16 protein-coding genes are annotated in these 18,507 nt (G+C 72.9%); 8 read left to right on the top strand and 8 right to left on the bottom strand.

Translation table 11 applies throughout. The annotated features are described in order from the left end of the window. Positions 1-241 precede the first annotated feature (241 nt). The 4 genes from ACH4MY_RS13385 (at position 242) to ACH4MY_RS13370 (ending at position 5,380) form a co-directional block, all read left to right on the top strand. On the top strand, positions 242-1,039 hold the full coding sequence (locus ACH4MY_RS13385) for a hypothetical protein (RefSeq protein WP_398001869.1): 798 nt from the start codon (positions 242-244) through the stop codon (positions 1,037-1,039). Beyond that, positions 1,036-2,310 (top strand): ATP-binding protein, encoded by a 1,275-nt coding sequence (locus ACH4MY_RS13380; protein WP_398001866.1) that lies wholly within the window; start codon positions 1,036-1,038, stop codon positions 2,308-2,310. The genes ACH4MY_RS13385 and ACH4MY_RS13380 overlap by 4 nt, the downstream gene beginning before the upstream one ends. A 147-nt stretch (positions 2,311-2,457) precedes the next feature. Next, the gene (locus ACH4MY_RS13375) at positions 2,458-3,837 is read left to right on the top strand and encodes an FtsW/RodA/SpoVE family cell cycle protein (protein ID WP_398001863.1); all 1,380 of its coding nucleotides are present in this window, start codon (positions 2,458-2,460) and stop codon (positions 3,835-3,837) included. Between the two features lie 67 nt (positions 3,838-3,904). Beyond that, a complete protein-coding gene (locus tag ACH4MY_RS13370; RefSeq protein WP_398001860.1) occupies positions 3,905-5,380 on the top strand; it encodes a penicillin-binding transpeptidase domain-containing protein in 1,476 nt (491 codons plus the stop codon). A 107-nt stretch (positions 5,381-5,487) separates the two neighbouring features. Here the strand turns inward: ACH4MY_RS13370 and ACH4MY_RS13365 are convergent, their stop codons facing one another. Together ACH4MY_RS13365 and ACH4MY_RS13360 are read right to left on the bottom strand one after the other, a co-directional pair. After that, positions 5,488-6,180 (bottom strand): hypothetical protein, encoded by a 693-nt coding sequence (locus tag ACH4MY_RS13365; protein ID WP_398001857.1) that lies wholly within the window; start codon positions 6,178-6,180, stop codon positions 5,488-5,490. A 319-nt stretch (positions 6,181-6,499) separates the two neighbouring features. Further along, on the bottom strand, positions 6,500-7,609 hold the full coding sequence (locus ACH4MY_RS13360) for a ferritin-like domain-containing protein (RefSeq protein WP_398001854.1): 1,110 nt from the start codon (positions 7,607-7,609) through the stop codon (positions 6,500-6,502). 203 nt (positions 7,610-7,812) lie between these two features. Here ACH4MY_RS13360 and ACH4MY_RS13355 point away from each other — a divergent pair, with 203 nt between their 5' ends. From ACH4MY_RS13355 to ACH4MY_RS13340, 4 genes are all read left to right on the top strand, one after another. Continuing rightward, the gene (locus ACH4MY_RS13355) at positions 7,813-8,748 is read left to right on the top strand and encodes a diiron oxygenase (protein WP_398001851.1); all 936 of its coding nucleotides are present in this window, start codon (positions 7,813-7,815) and stop codon (positions 8,746-8,748) included. A 66-nt stretch (positions 8,749-8,814) separates the two neighbouring features. Beyond that, a complete protein-coding gene (locus ACH4MY_RS13350) occupies positions 8,815-9,537 on the top strand; it encodes a TetR/AcrR family transcriptional regulator (RefSeq protein ID WP_398001848.1) in 723 nt (240 codons plus the stop codon). 57 nt (positions 9,538-9,594) lie between these two features. After that, positions 9,595-9,903, top strand: coding sequence for a hypothetical protein (locus tag ACH4MY_RS13345; RefSeq protein WP_398001845.1), 309 nt, complete (start codon positions 9,595-9,597; stop codon positions 9,901-9,903). Positions 9,904-9,977: 74 nt separating this feature from the next. After that, positions 9,978-11,420: an NlpC/P60 family protein gene (locus ACH4MY_RS13340; RefSeq protein ID WP_398001842.1), complete on the top strand. Its 1,443-nt coding sequence runs from the start codon at positions 9,978-9,980 to the stop codon at positions 11,418-11,420. A 53-nt stretch (positions 11,421-11,473) separates the two neighbouring features. Here ACH4MY_RS13340 and ACH4MY_RS13335 read toward each other — a convergent pair whose 3' ends face one another. The 6 genes from ACH4MY_RS13335 to ACH4MY_RS13310 form a co-directional block, all read right to left on the bottom strand. Then, positions 11,474-12,028 carry a hypothetical protein gene (locus ACH4MY_RS13335; protein ID WP_398001840.1) on the bottom strand — a complete coding sequence of 185 codons (555 nt, stop codon included), beginning with the start codon at positions 12,026-12,028 and terminating at the stop codon, positions 11,474-11,476. Between the two features lie 202 nt (positions 12,029-12,230). Beyond that, a complete protein-coding gene (locus tag ACH4MY_RS13330; protein ID WP_398001838.1) occupies positions 12,231-13,466 on the bottom strand; it encodes a styrene monooxygenase/indole monooxygenase family protein in 1,236 nt (411 codons plus the stop codon). Between the two features lie 29 nt (positions 13,467-13,495). After that, positions 13,496-14,218 (bottom strand): GTP-binding protein, encoded by a 723-nt coding sequence (locus ACH4MY_RS13325; protein WP_398001837.1) that lies wholly within the window; start codon positions 14,216-14,218, stop codon positions 13,496-13,498. Continuing rightward, positions 14,199-14,621: a DUF742 domain-containing protein gene (locus ACH4MY_RS13320; RefSeq protein ID WP_398001834.1), complete on the bottom strand. Its 423-nt coding sequence runs from the start codon at positions 14,619-14,621 to the stop codon at positions 14,199-14,201. The genes ACH4MY_RS13325 and ACH4MY_RS13320 overlap by 20 nt, the downstream gene beginning before the upstream one ends. Then, positions 14,618-15,109 (bottom strand): roadblock/LC7 domain-containing protein, encoded by a 492-nt coding sequence (locus ACH4MY_RS13315; RefSeq protein ID WP_015036169.1) that lies wholly within the window; start codon positions 15,107-15,109, stop codon positions 14,618-14,620. Before ACH4MY_RS13315 ends, ACH4MY_RS13320 begins: the two co-directional genes overlap by 4 nt. Then, positions 15,106-18,222 carry a nitrate- and nitrite sensing domain-containing protein gene (locus ACH4MY_RS13310; protein ID WP_398001831.1) on the bottom strand — a complete coding sequence of 1,039 codons (3,117 nt, stop codon included), beginning with the start codon at positions 18,220-18,222 and terminating at the stop codon, positions 15,106-15,108. The genes ACH4MY_RS13315 and ACH4MY_RS13310 overlap by 4 nt, the downstream gene beginning before the upstream one ends. Positions 18,223-18,507: the final 285 nt, after the last annotated feature.

Below are 18,507 nucleotides of genomic sequence, written 5' to 3'. Positions count from 1 at the left end.
GTAGCGCGGAGCCGGTACGTCCGTCCGGAGGCCCCGTACGTGACGGATCGCCCCCTCCGCCCGCGGCGTCGTACGCGCGGGGCGCCGACGTCTTCGGCCGGAGCGGGTGCCTCCGTGATCCGCGCCCGCCCGGGGCCCGATAACCCTACGAATAGACAAAAAGGACTTCTCTCCGAATAAGGTCTACTGGGAGTGGGCGCGGACCTGCCTCGCTCAGCCACCCGACCGAACGAGGAGCAGTGTGAGACCGCGCGGAGCGCAGATCGCCGCCGCCGCTGTCCTGTGCGCCCTCGTACTGGGCGGCGTCGTGGGCTGCGGTCGCGGCGAGGGCGGGCTGGAGAGCGCCGGGCCCACCCCGACCGCGGTCGGGCCCGTGCGGCTCTGGCCCGATCTGCCGCCCGCCACGAATCCGCCGATCGACTACGGCGAGTCGGACACCCAGCGGGTTCCCGGCATCGACGTCCCCGACAACGACGTCCGCTCGCTGAACGCCGTGGCGGTCGTCCAGGCCGAGGTGCGCGCCCACCCCGACACGTACTCCGGCGCCGACGGGCTCTACAAGGAGACCTCCCGCGCGATCGAGGCCTGCGGCACCGCGCCCGCCGCCTGCCCGGTCATGCGGCCGTACTACCGCGACCTCACCGGCAACGGCCGGGACGAGTTGATCGTCGGGATCCGGATGCCGGAACAGCAGGTCGGGGTCCGGGTCTACCTCGCCGAGAACGGCGGCCTCACCCGCGTCATGTCGACCGTCGAGCAGGTCATCAGCGTGGAGCTGGCCGGCCGGGACCTGATCACGCGGGTCGGGTCGGCGGGGATCCCGGGGTACGAGTACCGCACCGCCTGGTCCTGGGACGAGCAGCAGCACAGCATGCTGCCCACGCGCGACGAGATCGTCCGGGTGAAGCCCCCGGGCACCGGCCCCTCGACGGTGCCCGTGCCCCGCCTGGTGAGCCCGTCCCCGACACCGACATCACCGAACGGACTCGCTCCCCTTCCCGTACCGGCCGAGCCCGTACCCGTCGAGCCGAGCCCGTGAGGGCGCCCCGGCTGCCCGCCTGGACCGCGACCCTCACCTGGAAGGCCGCCGTCTTCATCGCGGTGATGTGCTGCGCCCTCGCCGCACTGCTCGGCATCCTCGTCCATGTGTCGGTGGCCGGGCAGACCGTGAACGACTCCCGCGAGAAGGCCCTCGCGCGGCTCACCGACGTGACCCGGTTGTACGAGGCGGGCGAGCCGGTTCCCCGGTTCGCCGGGATCGACCCGCCGGGACTCCCGGCCTCCCTGCGGGCGCTCGCCGTCCGGGGCGAGCGCGGCACGGTCGTCGCCGACGACGACGGGGGCCGGCCGACGATGTGGGCGGCGGGGCCCGCGGACGGCCGGGCCCTCGCCGTCCGCGTCGACTACACCCAGAGCGCCGAGACGATCGACGCGCTCGACCGCTCGATCGTCGGCTCCTCGGTCCTCGCGATCGGGGCGACCCTGCTCGTGGGGGCCTTCGCCGTCACCCGGGTCACCCGGAGGCTGCACCTCACCGCCCAGGTCGCCCGCAGGATCAGCGCCGGCGATCTCGACGCGCGCGTCGACGACCCGCGTACGAAGGACCCCTCCCGCCCCCAGGACGAGGTGGCCACGGTGTCCGGCGCGCTCGACACGATGGCCTCCTCGCTGCAGCGCAAGCTGCAGAGCGAGCAGCGGTTCACCGCCGACGTGGCGCACGAGCTGCGCACCCCGCTGACCGGGCTCTCGGCCGCCGCCGAACTGCTGCCGGAGGGGCGGCCGTCGGAGCTGGTGCGGGACCGGGTGCGGGCGATGCGCGGTCTCACCGAGGACCTGCTGGAGATCTCCCGGCTCGACGCCCGCAACGAGACCGTCGACCTGGCCGTGCACGAGCTCGGTCCGCTCGTCGAGCGGGTGGTGCGCGCCTCGGGCACGGAGACCGGGGTGCGGATCGTCCGGGACGCGACGGTGGAGACGGACCGGCGGCGTCTGGAGCGGGTGCTCGGCAATCTGGTGGCCAACGCGCACAAGCACGGGGCCCCGCCGGTGGTGGTGACGGTGGACGGGCCCGTGGTGTCCGTGCGGGACCACGGGCCCGGCTATCCCGGCTATCTGCTGGAGTCGGGGCCGCAGCGGTTCCGTACCGAGAGCGGGGGCAAGGGGCACGGCCTCGGGCTGACGATCGCGGTGGGGCAGGCGGAGGTGATCGGCGCCGAGCTGGTCTTCGCCGAGGGCGCGGGCGGCGGCGCCGAGGCGCTGCTGCGGCTGCCCGAGTACGTACGCCTGGCCGATCCGGACGCGGAGGACTGACGGGGGGCTCCAGGGCGCTGCGCCTCACGGCACAGCGGGGCACGGCGCCTCGCGACACGTCCCGGGACGGTGCCCCACCGCACGGCGCTCCACGGCACACCGTCACACAAAAGGGACATAGGGCATACCGCTTGCTACGTTGCGGCCATGACCGCACCGCGCACGGACGCACCCCCGCCCGGGGTCCGCATCCCGAAGCGCCGCGGCGTGGAACTCTCCCTCCTCGTCTGCGCCGTCCTCATCTCCGTCTGCGGCTACGCCGAGGTCGGCCTCGCCCGCAGCGGCGCCGTACCGCCGGACGCCGTCCGCTACGGCGCCGGGCTCGGCCTGCTCGCGCTCGTCGCCCATCTCGCGGTCCGGTTCCGCGCCCCGTACGCCGATCCGCTGCTGCTGCCGATCGCGGTCCTGCTCAACGGCCTCGGCCTGGTCCTGATCTACCGGCTCGACCTGGAGACGCCGAACGACCAGGCGGCGACGACGCAGCTCGTCTGGTCGACGCTCGGGGTGGCGCTCTTCATCGTGGTCGTCCTGCTGCTCCGCGACCACCGGACCCTCCAGGGGTACGCGTACGTCTCCGTGGCGGCCGCCCTCGCGCTGTTGATCCTGCCGATCTTCTTCCCGGCGGTGAACGGCGCCAAGATCTGGATCCGGCTCGGCGGTCTCTCCTTCCAGCCGGGCGAGTTCGCCAAGATCCTGCTCGCCGTCTTCTTCGCCGCCTACCTGGCCGCCAACCGCAACGCCCTCGCGTACACCGGCCGCCGGATCTGGAAGTTCCAGTTCCCGACGGGGCGGGTGCTCGGGCCCATCGTGGCGATCTGGCTGCTGAGCGTCGGCGTCCTCGTCCTCGAACGGGACCTGGGCACCTCGCTGCTCTTCTTCGGCCTCTTCGTGATCATGCTGTACGTGGCGACCGGGCGCACCGGCTGGATCGCGGTCGGGCTCGTCCTCGCCTCCGCCGGGGCCTTCGTCGTCGGCTCCCTCGAACCGCATGTGCACAGCAGGGTGGAGGACTGGCTCGACCCCTTCGCCTCGATCCGCGCGGGGGACGGGCCGGGGCAGCTCGCGCAGTCGCTGTTCTCCTTCGCGGCCGGGGGGATGCTCGGCTCGGGGCTCGGCCTCGGCCACTCCGTCCTCATCGGCTTCGCCACCAAGTCCGACTTCATCCTGGCCACGGCCGGCGAGGAGCTGGGGCTCGTCGGTCTGACCGGGCTCTTCCTGCTGTACGCGCTGCTCGTCGCCCGCGGCTTCCGCGCCGGTCTCTCGCTGCGGGACCCCTTCGGGCGGCTCCTCGCGATCGGGCTCGCCTCGATCGTGGCGCTCCAGGTCTTCGTGATCGCGGGCGGGGTGATGGGGCTGATCCCGCTCACCGGTATGGCGATGCCGTTCCTGGCGCAGGGAGGTTCGTCGGTGGTCACCAACTGGGTGATCGTCGCGCTCCTCATCCGGGTCAGCGACTCGGCGCGCGCACCGCAGCCGGACGACGTCGACACGGGGACGCCGGCGCCGGTGAGGGAGGGGGCCGCGTGATCCGGCCGTACGCCGCCGGCGCGCACGGGAGCCTCGTGATCCGGCCGTACGCTCTGGAGGGAAACACGTGATCCGGTACGCCCGGCGGGCCGCCGCGCTCTGTCTCGTGCTGCTCGTCGCGCTCCTCGTCAACTCGGCGCGCGTGATGATCTTCGAGGCCGAGTCGCTCGACGACAATCCGGCCAACCGCCGGATCGCGATCAACCGCTACGCCCAGCCGCGCGGCGAGATCGTCGTCGACGGCAGGCCGGTGACGGGCTCCCGGGACAGCGGGCAGCAGCTGCGCTGGGAACGGATCTACCCCCAGGGGCCGTTGTACGCGCCCCTGACCGGCTACTCCTCACAGACGTACGGCACGACCCTCGTGGAGCACGCCGAGGACGAGATCCTGGCCGGCACCGACCCGATGCTGGCACCGCTGCCCTTCTGGAACGACCTCACCCGGGGCCGTCAGCCCGGCGGTGACGTCGTGACGACGATCCGCTCCTCGATGCAGCAGGCCGCCTTCCGTGGCCTCGACGGGAAGCGCGGGGCGGTCGTGGCGGTGGAGCCGTACAGCGGCCGCATCCTGGCACTCGTCAGCTCGCCCTCGTACGACCCCGGCGCCCTCTCCGGCACGGGGCGGAAGGTCGAGGACGCCTGGAGGCGGCTCAACACCTCGCCGAACCAGCCGATGCTGAACCGGGCGCTGCGGCAGACGTACCCGCCCGGCTCCACGTTCAAGATCGTGACGGCCGCGGCGGCGCTCGACGCCGGGGTGGTGACGGACGTGGACGCGCCGACGGACACCCCGGACCCGTTCGTCCTGCCCGGCACCCGCCAGGTCCTGCCGAACGAGGCGACCGGCTGCGGCGACGCGTCCCTCGCGTACGCGATCCAGTGGTCGTGCAACACCGTGATGGCCGGCCTCGGGGTGGAGGTCGGCCTGGACGGGATGGTCGACGCCGTGGAGAAGTTCGGCTTCAACGACACGGGGCTCCGGGTGCCGTCCTGGGTGGCGAAGTCCAACTTCGACCGGGAGATGAGCCCGGACCAGCTGGCTCTCTCGTCGATCGGCCAGTTCGACACGACGGCGACGCCGCTCCAGATGGCGACGGTGGCGGCCGCGGTCGCCAACAACGGCGAGATCGCCCACCCGTACCTCGTCGACCGCACGACGACCTCGGGGGGAACGATCGTCGACCGCACGGGCCGCCGCAGCTACCGCCAGGCGATGAACCCCTCGACGGCCATGCAGCTCCAGCGGCTGATGGTGAAGGCGGTCGAGGAGGGCACGGGCACCAACGCGGCGATCCCCGGCGCGCGGGTCGGCGGCAAGACGGGCACGGCCCAGCACGGCTTCGGCAACACCGGCACCCCGTACGCCTGGTTCATCGCCTGGGCCCAGGCGGAGGACGCGGCCCAGCCCGCCGTCGCGGTCGCGGTGGTCGTGGAGGACGCCGAGGCGGCCCGTACGGACATCAGCGGAGGCGGCAGCGCGGCCCCGATCGCGAAGGCCGTGATGGAGGAGGCGCTGCGGCTGGAGGCGGAGGCGCGGAGGTAGCTCGGTGGGGGTCAGGGGAGAGCAGGGCGAGAGCGGGGAGACGGCTCGGTGGGAGTGGGGAGCCGGCTTGGTGGGAGTGGGGAGCCGGGTGCCGCCCTCCGCGGGCCTCAGCCGGTCGGCTTGCCCGCCGGCTCCTCGGTCGAGCTCCCTGCCGGCTTGCCGAGCGGCTGACGGATCTCCGCGCGGATCTTGGCCGTGGTCTCGGCGAGCTCCGCCAGGTCGATGTCCTTCGGGTCGGCCGCGGCCGACCCGGCGGCGACGTGAGCCACGGCGGCCGCGGTACTGCCGTCGCCCCAGGCGCACATGGGGAGCGTCGTCGTGCCGAGGGGGTCCTTCGACTTCGTGACCTGGCAGCTGATGGTCACGTCGTACCCGGCGGGGGTGAACTCCCTGGGCCGGACGACGAGCGTGGAGCCCTTGTCCGTCGCGGCGCCCTTGAGAATGGACGAGCGCGCGAACCCGGGGTCCTTGATGCGTCCGTACATCCCGGAGACGACGAGGACGGACCCGTCCTCGCCGCTGTACTGCCCGACCGCCGCCTCGGCGTCCTTCACGCTGAGATCGGGGGTGTCCTCGATCTCCTTGCCCTGCGTCTCGGAGAGGTCGGAGACCAGGGTGTACTCGCCCCCGAGGAGGGTCTGGGGGACGACGAGCCTGTGGGTGGCCTCGGGGAAGCCGCCGGTGACGCTGTCGAACCCGGCCTTGACGCCGTAGCCGAGACCGCCGACCAGGACCAGGGATCCGACGACGACGGCGACGATCGCCCCGGTCGACATCTTCTTCTTCGGCGGGGGTCCCATGGGGGGCTGCCCCCAGGCCCCGGCGCCCGGTCCCGGGTACTGCGGCGGAACACCCTGCGGAGGGTGGTTCTGCGGCCAGTTGTGCTGCGGTGTGCCGAACGCGCCGGGCTGCTGCGGGGGCGGCACGGGCCCGCCGTACGGGCCGTGGGGTGGCTGGGGAGCCTGGGGAGCCTGGGGCGGCTGAGGCGGAAAACCCGGCGAGGGCGGCATGGTCATGGCAGTCACGCTACGTCACCCCTGTGACAGCGGACCCTCCCGGGTCCCGGCCCGAACTCGCCCTCCCGCGGCCGCTCTTCCCGCCTTCGCCCGGCACCCCCGTCTACTCCCCCGCCGCGCCCTCCGCGATCGCGTCCGCCACCTCCGTCACCCTGGCCCGCTCCTCCTTCGCGAAGCGCTCCGCGTCGAGCCGTTCCGCGATCTCCTCGTCCTGGGTCATCAGCAGGTCGAGGTTGGAGTCGCCCAGGTCGAAGACGCCCATGTCGAGGTAGGCCTTCTGGAGGCGTTCGCCCCAGAGGCCGATGTCCTTGACGCAGGGGACGATCCGGCTGAAGAGCAGTTTGCGGAAGAGCTGGAGGAACGGGCTCCGCTCGCTCAGCTCCTCGGCCTCCTTCCGCGGGATGCCGAAGTTCTCCAGGACCTCGACGCCGCGCAGCCGGTCGCGCATCAGGTAGCAGCCCTCGATGACGAACTCCTCGCGCTCACGGAGTTCGGCGTCCGACAGCTGCCGGTAGTAGTCGCGCAGGGCCATCCGGCCGAAGGCCACGTGCCGGGCCTCGTCCTGCATCACGTACGCGAGGATCTGCTTGGGCAGCGGCTTGTCGGTGCTGTCGCGGATCATGCCGAACGAGGCGAGGGCCAGTCCCTCGATGAGGACCTGCATGCCGAGATAGGGCATGTCCCAGCGGGAGTCGCGCAGGGTGTCGTCCAGCAGGCCCTTCAGGTCGTCGTTGATCGGGTAGAGCATGCCGATCTTCTCGTGGAGGAAGCGCCCGTAGATCTCGGCGTGCCGCGCCTCGTCCATGGTCTGGGTCGCCGAGTAGAACTTGGCGTCCAGGTCGGGGACGGACTCGACGATCCGGGCGGCGCAGATCATGGCGCCCTGCTCGCCGTGGAGGAACTGGCTGAACTGCCAGGAGGAGTAGTGGCGGCGCAGATCGCCCTTGTCCTTCTCCGTCATCAGGGCCCAGTGGCGGGTGCCGTGGAGGGTCAGGGCCTCGTCGGGGGTGCCGAGCGGGTCGTACGGGTCGACCTCCAGGTCCCAGTCGATCCGGGTGGCACCGTCCCACTGCTTGTCCTTGCCCTTCTGGTAGAGGGCGAGGAGGCGCTCGCGGCCGTCCTCGTACTCCCAGGAGAAGCGGGCGGCACCGGTGGCGGGGATCTGCCAGCTCGGGGTGGACGGGGCCGTGGTGTAGAGGTCGCGCGTCGACACTGACGCCTCCTTGGGGGGGTCGGGCCTTCCCGTGGTGCGCTGCGGTGGTGCGGGTCCTGCGAGGCCTCCGGTCAGGCTCACACGGTGGTAGACGGATCGTCAACAAGTCGCGCGCAAGGGATTGACGACGCTACTGACGGGCAGTCTGATAAGAGGTGACCGCAGGTAATGCGACGACGGCGAGCACAGTGAGGTGCGCGACCATGACCCCCTTCACCGAGCCCGACTTCAGCCTCCTCCGGGACGCCCTGGGGCCGCTGCGCGACCGGGAGCAGGTCGCCGAACGCCTCCTGGAATCCTCCCGCAGGCACTCCTACGACCCGGACACCGAGCTCGACTGGGACGCGCCGCTCGAGGACGGCAAGTGGTTCTGGCCGCCCGAGCTGCTCTCCCTCTACGACACCCCGCTGTGGCGCCGGATGTCCGAGGAGCAGCGGATCGCGCTCTCGCGCCACGAGGCGGCGTCGCTCGCCTCCCTCGGCATCTGGTTCGAGATCATCCTGATGCAGCTGCTCGTCCGGCACATCTACGACAAGTCGCTGACCAGCCATCACGTCCGGTACGCACTGACCGAGATAGCGGACGAGTGCCGGCACTCGATGATGTTCGCCCGGCTGATCCGGCAGGGCGGCACCCCCGCGTACCCGGTGCCGAAGCTCTACCACAACCTCGCGCGCCTCCTGAAGACCGTCTCCACCACCCCCGGCTCCTTCGCCGCCACCCTGCTCGGCGAGGAGATCCTCGACTGGATGCAGCGGCTGACCTTCCCCGACGAGCGGGTGCAGACCCTCGTACGCGGGGTGACCCGCATCCATGTCGTCGAGGAGGCACGCCATGTGCGGTACGCCCGCGAGGAGCTGCGCCGCCAGATGGCGACGGCACCCCGCTGGGAGCAGGAGTTCACCCGGCTCAGCTGCGGGGAGGCCGCACGGGTCTTCTCCACCTGCTTCGTCAACCCCCAGGTGTACGAGGCGGTGGGCCTGGACCGGCGCGAGGCGGTGGCGCAGGTGAAGGCGAGCGGACACCGACAGGAGATCATGCGGTCCGGTGCGGGCCGCCTGACGGACTTCCTCGACGACATCGGGGTGCTGCGGGGTGTGGGGCGCCGGCTGTGGAGGTCGTCGGGGCTGCTGGCCTGAGCCGTCGCCGAGGGTGGCGCGCACGGTGCCGTCCGTGACGCGGAGGGGCGGAGCTACGCTGCGGGCATGACAGGTGCCGCCACTCCCGCGTACCGCAGACTCAGTGTCGAGCAGCGGCGCGAGCAGCTCCTCGAAGCCGCCCAGGGGCTCTTCGCCCACCGGACGCCCGAGGACGTCTCGCTCGACGACGTCGCCGAGGCGGCCGGCGTCTCGCGCCCCCTCGTGTACCGCTACTTCCCCGGCGGCAAGCAGCAGCTGTACGAGGCCGCCCTCCGCTCCTCCGCCGACGCCCTCAACCACTGCTTCACCGAGCCTCCGGTGGGACCTCCCACGGAGCGGCTCGGCCGGGTCCTCGACCGCTATCTGACCTTCGTCGACGAGCACGACGCCGGCTTCAGCGCCCTGCTGCGCGGCGGCAGCGTCGCCGAGACGTCCCGGACCACCGCCATCGTCGACGAGGTACGGCGGGCCGCCGCCGAGCAGATCCTCGTCCACCTCGGGGTGGAGCGTCCCGGCCCCCGGCTCGGCATGCTGGTCAGGACATGGATCGCCGCCGTGGAGGCGGCCTCCCTCATCTGGCTCGACGAGGACAAGCGGCCGCCGGCCCGGGAGCTGCGGGAGTGGCTCGTCGACCATCTCGTCGCCCTGCTCGCGGCGACGACGGCGAGCGACGAGGAGACGGCGCGGGTCGTCGGGCGGCTCCTCTCCCAGGAGACGTCCGAGGGCCCGGTGGCGAGGCTTGCCCGCCGGGTGATCCCGGTGGTGGGCGAGGCGGCCCATCTGCTCTGAGCGGCGGGAAGTCCGGCGGGCGGGCGGACCGGAGGAGGCGGAGGGGAGACTGGAGGGGTGAGAAGCGAGAACACCCCCTTCCGTGGCGGCCCCCTCGACGGCCGGGTCCTGCCGATCCTGCTCGGCCCGACCGGCCACCCGCCGAAGTGGTACGAGGTCCCGGTCCCGGCCCACGACGGTCGCCCGCCGGCCCTGTACACGTACCGGCGCGAGCCCGCGGGCTACACCAAGCGGCTGGGGCTCCAGCGGGGCTGGGTCTACCAGTACGCGCCCGAGGGCCGCGAGCGCCGGGAGCTGAAGTGGCCGTGGTCGAAGCCGAGCGCTCCCGCCGCACCGCCCTCGAAGGAGGCTGAGCCGAACGGGTGAGGCCCTCGGACGCGCCCTTATTCGTACGGTAATCGGATGAAGTGACGCGTCATCATCCCTGTGGAGGTGGTGACGTGTCACGACGACTGCTGCGTACGGTCTGCACGGGGGCGCTCGCCGCGGTGACGGCGCTCACCGGGGTCGCCCCGGCGGGCGCGGCCGCGCCGGAACCGCCGGCCGATCCCCCGGTGGAGGCGCCGATCGCCTGGGCGGACCCCGCGGCCGAGCCGGTGGGCCCGGTCGACCCGGACGCGGGGGTGCCGGGGGACCGGGCTGATCCAGTCGCTCCCGTCGCTCCGGCGGGCCACGTCGGCCCGGCCGATCCAGCGGATTCGGCCACCCCGGCCGACCCCACAGCCCCCACAGCCCCCACTAACCCTCTCGACCCCGAGGCGGACCCCACCGAGCCGGTCTCCCCCGGCGCGGACCCGGCCACCAGCCCCACCCCCGCCGTCACTCCCGACGGCGACGATGCCGCCGCACTCCCTCCCCCCGGCGGGGACTCCGTCTCCGCCCTGCTGACCCGGATGCGGACGCTCTACCGGCAGGCCGAGGAGGCGACCGAGCGGTTCAACGCCGCGGAGGAGACGCTGAAGCTCCAGACCGCCGACACCAAGAAGGTGACCGCCCGGCTCACCGCCGCCCGCACCGCCCTGGCCCAGGGACGTGCCGCGGCCGGCCGGATCGCCCGGGACCAGTACCAGGGCAGGTCCGAGTTCTCCTCCTACCTGCGGCTGCTGTTCGCGCCGGACACCCGGTCCGCCCTGGACCAGGGGCATCTGATGGCCCGCGCCTCCCGCGAGCGGGCCTCGGCCGTGTCACGGCTCGAAGGGGCCGAGCGGCAGGCCGGCACCCTGGCGAGCGCCTCCCGCAAGGCCCTGGACCGGCAGCAGACCCTCGCCGCCGCGCGGCGCACCCGGCGCGACGAGGTGCGGGCCCGGCTCGCGGAGGTCGAGAAGCTGCTCGCCGCCCTCTCCCCCGACCAGCTGGCCCGGCTCACCGAGCTGGAGCGGGAGCAGACGGCGGGCGCCCAGCGCGAACTGCTCGACTCCGGTGTCCTGGAAGGCCGGCGCGCCCCGTCGGAGGCCGGCGCGGAGGCGCTGCGGTTCGCGGTGGGGCAGATCGGCAAGCCGTACGAGTGGGGGGCCGAGGGACCGGAGACGTACGACTGCTCGGGTCTCACCCAGCGGGCGTGGGCGGCGGCGGGCCGTGAGGTGCCGCGGACCAGCCAGGAGCAGTGGGCGACGCTGCCCCGGGTGTCCCTGTCGGAGCTGCGCCCGGGGGACCTGGTGGTCTACTTCCCGGGGGCGACGCATGTGGCGGTCTATCTCGGCGAGGGCCTGGTGGTGCAGGCGCCCAGGCCCGGCGGGAAGGTGAAGGTCTCGCCGATCGCGGCGAACCCGCTACTCGGGGCCGTGCGCCCGGATCCGGGCGGGACGGCGCTGGCCTCGTACACCCCGCCGGAGGTTCCGGCGGGGGCGAGGGACGGCGGTGACGAGGGGTACGACCGCGGCTGAAGTCCGCTTAGGCCCGCGCGCCTTGCCACCGCCGGAAGCAGCGGCGGGCGCGCTCAGAACAGCAGGTCGTACGTGTTCCACCCGCCGCCGACGAGGATGCGGGTGGAGCCGGGGACGAGATGTCCCGAGCCGGAGTGGGGCACCGGCTTGCGCACGCCCTGGTAGGACCAGAGCCTTCCGGCCGTGTCGCGGGCGACGAGGTCGGCCTCGCCGTCACGGCCGAGGTCGTCCGTGCCGGCGATGGCCGTGTAGGTGTTCCAGCCCCCGCCGACCCGCTCACGCGGCTTGAAGACGAGGTCGACGGCGTTGTTGTCGTGGTTGTACTTCCAGAGCACGCCCTGCTTGTCACGGGCGAGGATCCCGTCCCACTGGCCCGAGATGGTCAGGGTCGCCGCCCCCTCCTCGCCGGCCGTGACCGTCAGCCGGCCACCGTTCTGGACGACCGTCCCGACCCCGGCCGCCACACCGGCGACCGCCGCGGAGCCACCGACCGCCGTCGCGTTCGCCGCCGGGAAGGACACGGCGAAGGCCGCACTTCCCCCGAGCGTCACCGGCACCGTCGTCGCGATCAACGCCGCGGCCACCACGGCCGTACGCACACGAGCCACGAAAACCCCCTCGGCCCCGGACCCGGGGCACCCCCACCACAGGAGGCGTCACCCGCCTCCTCGTACACCCCTTCGACACCGCGGCGCCACGAAAGGTCGTACGGGGAAGACGAGCGGGATCCGGGGCCGTGGCTCAGGAGGATCGGAGGCGAGCACGGCGGAACCGCGGCCCGACAGCCCGCGGGCCGCGGGCCCCGGCCCGTCAGCTGCCGGCGACCTCCGCCAGGTACGCGTTCGTCTTCTCCGGGTCGAAGAAGAAGTTCTCGAAGTCCGCGGGGTCGTTGAAGCCGTTCGCGAAGCGGTCGGCCACCGGCTGGAGCCGGCCCGCCGCGCCGATCAGGTTCAGGACGTGCTCCGGGGGGACGCCCAGCATCGCGTTGGTCCACTTGGTGACGTGCTGGGCCGTGTTCCAGTAGCGGTCGAAGGCCGACCGCATCCACTCCTCGTCGAACGGCTTGTCGCCGTGGTCGACGATCGCCGCCAGGTACGCGGCCGCGCACTTGGACGCCGAGTTGGAACCCTGGCCGGTGATCGGGTCGTTGGCGACGACCACGTCGGCGACGCCGAGGACCAGGCCGCCGCCGGGCAGCCGGCCGATCGGGTTGCGGACCGTCGGCGCGTACCGGCCGGCCAGCGTGCCGCCCGCGTCGGTCAGTTCGACCCGGGTGGCCCGCGCGTACTCCCAGGGCGTGAACTTCTCCATCAGCTCCAGGGTCAGCGACAGGTGCTCCGCCGGGTCCTTGACGCCCTGGAAGGCGTCGAGCGGGCCGCCGGGGACGCCCTCCCAGAAGAGGATGTCGGCGCGGCCGCCCGTCGTCAGGGTCGGCATCACGAACAGCTCGCCGACGCCCGGGACCAGGTTGCAGCGGACCGCGTCGAAGTCCGGGTGCTCGGGGCGCGGGCCGAGGCCGTGGACGTACGCGACGGCCAGCGCGCGCTGCGGCGCGTCGTACGGCGAACGGGAGGCGTCCCGGCCGAACATGGAGACCAGTTCGCCCTTGCCGGCCGCCACCAGCACCAGGTCGTAGCTGCGGGAGAAGTAGTCCAGGTCGCTCACGGCCGCGCCGTGTATCACCAGCTGGCCGCCACGCTGGGCGAAGGTCTCCATCCAGCCGGCCATCTTCACCCGCTGGTCGACGGACTGGGCGTACCCGTCGAGCTTCCCGACCCAGTCGATCGCCCGGCCGCCGTCCGGGGCGGCGACGGAGACGCCGAGGCCCTCGATCCTCGGGGCCTGGGACTCCCAGAAGTTGAGGCCGAGGTCCCGCTCGTGCTGGAGCGCGGTGTCGAACATGCACTGGGTGGACATGACCCGCCCGGACCGGATCTCGTCCGCCGTCCGGTTCGACATGAGGGTGACCTCGTACCCCTGCGACTGGAGTCCGAGGGCGAGCTGCAGACCGGACTGGCCGGCGCCGACTATGAGTATCTTCCGCATGGGTGGTGCTCCTGGCGTGACGGGGAGAACTATTCGGGGGTGGCTTCGAGGGCGTGCGCGACCATCGCGAGCAGGCTCTCGACGACGCTGTACCGCTTGCGCGCGTCCATGATCACCACGGGCACGTGCGAGGGCACGGTCAGAGCCTCCCTGACATCGTCCGCCTCGAACAGCTCGGTGCCCTCGAAGTGGTTGACGGCCACGATGTACGGAAGCCCGCAGCTCTCGAAGTAGTCCAGCGCCGGGAAGCAGTCCGTGAGCCGCCGGGTGTCGGCGAGCACGATCGCGCCGATCGCGCCGCGCACCAGGTCGTCCCACATGAACCAGAAGCGCTGCTGTCCCGGCGTACCGAAGACGTACAGCACCAGGTCGTTGTCGAGCGTGATCCGGCCGAAGTCCATCGCCACCGTGGTGGTGAGCTTGTCCGGGGTGGCGGTGAGGTCGTCGGTCTCCTCGCTCGCCCGGGTCATCAGCGCCTCGGTCTGGAGCGGGGTGATCTCCGAGACCGCGCGGACGAAGGTGGTCTTGCCGACGCCGAAGCCGCCCGCGACGACGATCTTCGTCGCTATCGGGGCACGGGTGTGGTCGAGCTGCCAGTCCTGAGCACCGTCCTCGGTGTCGGGAGAGGAGGTGCTCGCGCCGTCGGTATCCCTTTGGAACAGATCGACTTCGGGAGCCTGGGGCTGTGCGGGAATGCCCGTCACCGCCGGTGAATCGGAGACGGCGGAGGCGTCAGAGACGACGGAGTCCACTCAGCACCCTTTCGAGGAGCGCGCGGTCGGGCTGGCCGGTGCCGTGACCGGTCCCGTACACACGGATCTTTCCCTGGTCGGCCAGGTCACTGAGCAGGACCCGGACGACCCCCAACGGCATCTTCAGAAGTGCCGAGATCTCCGCGACCGTCCGCATCCGACGGCAGATCTCGACGATGGCCCGCATCTCCGGCATCAGTCCGCGGGCGCCGGGCCCGCCGTCCGTCAGGACCTTGCGCACGGCGGGCGCTTCCAGCGCCGCCACGAAGGTCTCGACGAGCAGGACGTGGCCGAAGCGGGTACGGCCACCGGTCAGCGAGTACGGGCGTACGCGCGCGGGGCGGCGCCCGTCTCCTCGTATCGGCAGCCGGTGGGCGTGATACCCCGAGGAAACTGACGTCACTGGGTGCTCTCCATCGATTTGCGCAGCTCGCTGCGGACTTCGGGGGTGAGTACGTGACCGGCGCGGCCCACGAAGAGCGCCATGTGGTACGCGACGACGCTCATGTCGCAGTCGGGCGTGGCGTGCACGCCGAGCAGCGAACCGTCGCTGATCGACATGACGAAGACGCTGCCCTCCTCCATCGCCACCATGGTCTGTTTGACCCCGCCACCGTCCATCAGCCGGGCGGCACCGATGGTCAGGCTGCCGATGCCGGAGACGATGGTGGCCAGGTCGGCGCTGGAGCCGCGCGGCCCGTCGGGACGGCCGGCTTCGGCGGCGGCCGTCGTGCTCTGCTGGACGGCCGGGTCGGACGAGAGCAGCATCAGGCCGTCGGAGGAGACGACGGCGACCGAGCGGACCCCGGGCACCTCCTCCACCAGATTCCCCAGCAGCCATTGCAGGTTGCGGGCTTCCGTGCTCAGTCCGAACGTTCCCGTCGCGGTCAACTGCGTGCCTCCTCGACTGTGTCCCCCGTCATCTCCTCTGTACGTGCGGTCCCACCGGCTTCCGTCCGCGCCGTGTCGATCTCCGCCTCCACGTCGCGGCGCCCGGCCTTGGCTCCCTGGTGGAAGCCGCCGAGGCGGCGGCGCAGGGCCTCCGCGTCCACGCCGCCCTGACGGGGGGTGGTGGCGGCGCCGGCCGGGCGGACCACCTGCGGGGTGCGCTTGGGCAGGCCCTTGTCGGTGACCCGCTGCCCCTGCGCGGAGCGCTGCCCGGGAACCGGCTGGTCGGGGACCGGCTCCTGGACGGACGGGGCCGGGGGCTCCGTCCGCGACGGCTCGGGCTCCGCGTGTACGGGCGCCGCCTGCGGAGCGTGTACGGGCTCCGCCTGCGGCGGCCCGGCGTGCGGTGCGGGGTCGGCGGCCGCGTCGGCGGCGCGCTCGTGGGCGTCCGGCTCCGGCGGCGGGTCGGGCAGCCGGACCTGGAGCGTGGTCTCGGAGACGGACTCGCCGAGGGCGGGGGCCTCTTCGTACGCGGGCGTGGTGTCCTCGTACGCGGGCTCGGGCGTGTACGGCTCGGACTCCGCCGTGGGCGGGTACGGCTCGGGCTCGTACGGCTCCGCCTCGGGCGCGTGGGGCTCCGGCTCCCGCGTCGGGGGCTGGTCCCGCTGCTGCCTCGCCGCGTTCACCTCCGCCGCCAGGAACGCCCGCTCCGCCGCCTCCACCAGGGGATCCACCTGGGAGCCCGCCTGGGGATCCCCCTCGGGACCCGCCTGGAGTTCCGCCTGGGGATCCACGAGCGGGTCACGGTTCCGGGACGGCAGCGTGTTGGAGTTGGCCTCCGCGGCCGAGCCGGGCAGCTGGAGCACGGGGGCCGCGCCCGAGACCCGTACGGGCTCCGTCACGGTGGTCGGCAGGGCGGTCGGAAGCAGGGGCTCGGGCAGGACCACCACGGCCGCCGTGCCGCCCGGCTTCTGCTCCCGCAGTTCGACGCGGACACCGTGGCGGGCGGCGAGCAGCGCGATGACGCGCATGCCGAGTCCCTCGCCCTCGAAGGCGGCCGGATCGGCTTCGGCCAGGCGCGCGTTGAGCTCGGCGAGCCGGGAGGCGGTCATGCCGATGCCCGCGTCCTGCACGGAGAGCATCACCTCGCCGGACTCCAGGAGCCAGCCGGAGAGCTGGACCTCGGCGTCGGGCGGCGAGAAGGAGGTGGCGTTCTCCAGGAGTTCCGCGATCAGGTGGCTCAGGTCGTCCGCGGCGAAGCCGGCGATCTGGGCGTGCGGCGGCAGCGACTGGATGGTGACCCGCTCGTACCGCTCGATCTCGCTGACGGCGGCGCGCAGCACGTCGACGAGCGGGACGGGCCCGGCGTGGCCGTGGACGTGCTCGTGACCGGCGAGGACGAGGAGGTTCTCGCTGTGGCGGCGCATGACGGTCGCCAGGTGGTCGAGCTTGAAGAGGGTCGCGAGGCGGTCCGGGTCCTGTTCGCGCTCCTCCAGCTTCTCGATGACGCCGAGCTGCCGCTCGACGAGCCCGAGGCTGCGCAGCGAGAGGTTGACGAAGGTGTGGTGGACGGTGCTCCTGAGCCGTTCGAGGTCGGCGGTGAGGAGCGCGACCCGGCCCTGGAGGTCGGCCCGCTGGGCGGCGAGCTCGGCTCCGAGGGTCTCCTTGGCGGCGGCCAGGTCGGCCCGGTCGTCGGTGAGCCGCTCGGAGTGGGCGGCGAGTCCGGAGAGCTTGCCGTGCAGGGTGTTGAGGGAGCGGACGACCTGGGCGAACTCGTCGTTGCGGCCGGTGAAGCGGACCGGCTCCTCCGTCTGCGGCACGGGGGCGCCGGAGAGCCGGGCGGCGCCGATCCGGAGGACGGCGAGCGGCCGGGTGAGGGTGCGGGCGACGTAGGTGGAGATGCCGATCCCGACGATCAGACAGCCGCCGAGGAAGGCGATGCGCAGTTCGAGGGCGGTGACGTCGTCGTCGCGGAGCGCGCCGAGGCGCTCGACCCGCGAGGAGGCGAGCGCGGACTCGACGCCGCGCATCTGCTCGATGCGGGCGGAGAGGGCGGACTCCAGGGCGGCCGGGTCGGTCTCGCGCTCGGTCTCCGTCAGCCGGGGCTGGTCGGTGAGGGAGGCGAGGGAGCGCTCGGCGTTCTTGACGTCGGGGCCCGCCACGGTGGCGGCGAGGGAGTCACGGGCGGCGGAGCCCGCGGCCTGGTCGAAGTCGCCCAGGGCGGCGAGTTCGCGGACCCTGGCCTGCTGGGCGGCGGCGGTGAGGGTGTCGCGGGCGCGGTCGGCCTCGGCGGCGCCCTCGGGCACGTCGGGGACGTAGGTGCCGGTCTCGGGGTCGTAGTGGACGTCCCCGGTGGGCTCGGGCTGCGGCACGGAGAGCGCGGCGAGGAGCAGACCGCGGGCGGCGGAGGCCTGATCGACGGCGCGGCCGAGGGCGGCGGGGGCGCGGGTGGCCCCGGTGAGGGCGGTGTCGGAGGCGCGGGCCGGGGTCTTGTCGGCCAGTTCGTCGGCGAGCGCCTGGAGCTTGGTGATGACCTCCGAGTACGCCCGGTGGGCCTCCAGGGCCGTTCCCTTGCCCGTGAGGGCGGTACGGCGGACGGAGGGGATGCCCGCGAGGTCGCGGCGGAGCTCGGCGGCGGCTCCGGGCCGGATCTCGTCTATCTGCCGGTCGACCCGGGTGGACCGGGTGCTGGTGATCTGGCGCTTGTGCTTGGCGTCGCCGCTCTGGGCGTCACGGCCCGCGGCGATGTAGGCGACGACCTCGTCGCGTTCGTCGGCGAGGGAGTGGGCCAGGGTGATGGCCTGCCGGTCGAGTTCGGCGAGGGTGACCAGGCGCTGGGAGTCGGTGAGGTCGGCGGAGGCGGCGAGGACCGCGGGGGTTCCGGCGGCGAGGACCGTGATGCCGACGAGGGCGACACCGGCGACCAGCCGGTTGCGGACGCGCTTGGGGCGCCCGGCGGGAGCCTGGGGCCGATCCGTGGTCCGGGACGGGTCCGAGGGGTGTGCCTGAGCGGTGGGCGCCGTCGCGGCGCCGTCCGGGGTCGGCACCGCACCGGGGGTCTGGCTCCGCGTGCCGTTCTTGCTCCGAGGCCGCTTCATCTGCACCGGTGCTCGCATTCTTGACTCGTCCGCCCACAAAGCAGAGGTGACGGCCGGTCACATGGAGCGCCCCCACCCCTGGTACGGCTTCCGACCATTCCAGCGCTTCTGGGAAGGGGGCGCGCATCGGCCGCTCCGCCACCCGAACGAGTGAACAACACTCATGAGTTGGCGAACAACTTCTCCCGGCGGCTCCGGGAGGCCCCGAAGGGCCCCCGGTTGGATCTTCCGCGCGGGCTTTGGCAGGATGCCCGCCCGCAGCTCCACGGAAGTGGCCGATCCGCCTCCCCCGCCGCCTCGGCC

It is taken from the genome of Streptomyces sp. NPDC017246 (assembly GCF_044331325.1).
GTDB lineage: Bacteria > Actinomycetota > Actinomycetes > Streptomycetales > Streptomycetaceae > Streptomyces.
Note: the sequence above shows the minus strand (reverse complement) of the source record. Positions and strands in the feature narration are given on the sequence as shown.

Bases quoted from the DNA above. Each gene is read 5' to 3' on its own strand.
- ACH4MY_RS13375 (WP_398001863.1), top strand. From the start codon at position 2,458: ATGACCGCACCGCGCACGGACGCACCCCCGCCCGGGGTCCGCATCCCG.
- ACH4MY_RS13330 (WP_398001838.1), bottom strand. From the start codon at position 13,466: ATGCGGAAGATACTCATAGTCGGCGCCGGCCAGTCCGGTCTGCAGCTC.
- ACH4MY_RS13310 (WP_398001831.1), bottom strand. From the start codon at position 18,222: ATGCGAGCACCGGTGCAGATGAAGCGGCCTCGGAGCAAGAACGGCACG.
- ACH4MY_RS13350 (WP_398001848.1), top strand. From the start codon at position 8,815: ATGACAGGTGCCGCCACTCCCGCGTACCGCAGACTCAGTGTCGAGCAG.
- ACH4MY_RS13355 (WP_398001851.1), top strand. From the start codon at position 7,813: ATGACCCCCTTCACCGAGCCCGACTTCAGCCTCCTCCGGGACGCCCTG.
- ACH4MY_RS13365 (WP_398001857.1), bottom strand. From the start codon at position 6,180: ATGGGACCCCCGCCGAAGAAGAAGATGTCGACCGGGGCGATCGTCGCC.